Origin of the sequence: Caldivirga sp. UBA161, assembly GCF_002506515.1 — an archaeon.
Lineage (GTDB): Archaea > Thermoproteota > Thermoprotei > Thermoproteales > Thermocladiaceae > Caldivirga.
In genome coordinates, this window is record NZ_DAXS01000018.1 from 2,089 (window position 1) to 2,743 (window position 655).

Annotated in this window: 1 pseudogene; it reads right to left on the reverse strand. The window is 39.7% G+C overall.

Annotated elements, in window-relative coordinates:
* A pseudogene (locus BP896_RS02605) lies at positions 1-655 on the reverse strand (lipopolysaccharide biosynthesis protein); the annotation flags it as partial.

The window sequence follows — 655 nt, forward strand, 5'->3', positions numbered from 1 at the left end:
ATGATTGAGCATAATCCCTAGATAAACCCCTCAACTCAACACCAGTACCCAATCCATGGGCGGCCAGGGAACTAAAGACACCACTGACGGCAGCACTGAAACTAGTTAAAAGGCCTAATGCAGTAGTCGTTATGCTGTATATTCCTGAGGAGGATGGCCCAAGCATCTTAAATATGAGGTATGTGATTAAACTACCGAATGCCGAACCTAAGTATGCTGCTAGCCAGTATTGGAAGCCGAAGTTAAGGAATGCCTTAATCCTAACTTTAAGGATCCTATAACCTAGTATTAAACTGGGTAGTGACCTAACCTTAATTAAGTAGTATACTAGTGTCATAGTGTAGTTAAGTAATGAGGATAATGCTATAGCGTAAACATTGTGAAGTATAATTATTAAGGCAACTTCACTAACCCTAAACACTATACTACCTATTACTGAACCAAGGCCCTGGGTAACAACTTTACCTGTGGCCCAAAGGTGAAAGCTTAGCACACCAGTTAGGCTTTGAATTATTATTGATGTAGCATAAATGTAAACGATGCCTATTAACCATCTTGGTATGCCATCTTTAATGAATACTGGTATTGAGGCGATTACCGCTGTAATGTAACCTAGGGTTAAGGTGAATGATAGTGAGAACATTGCAGAGTAATA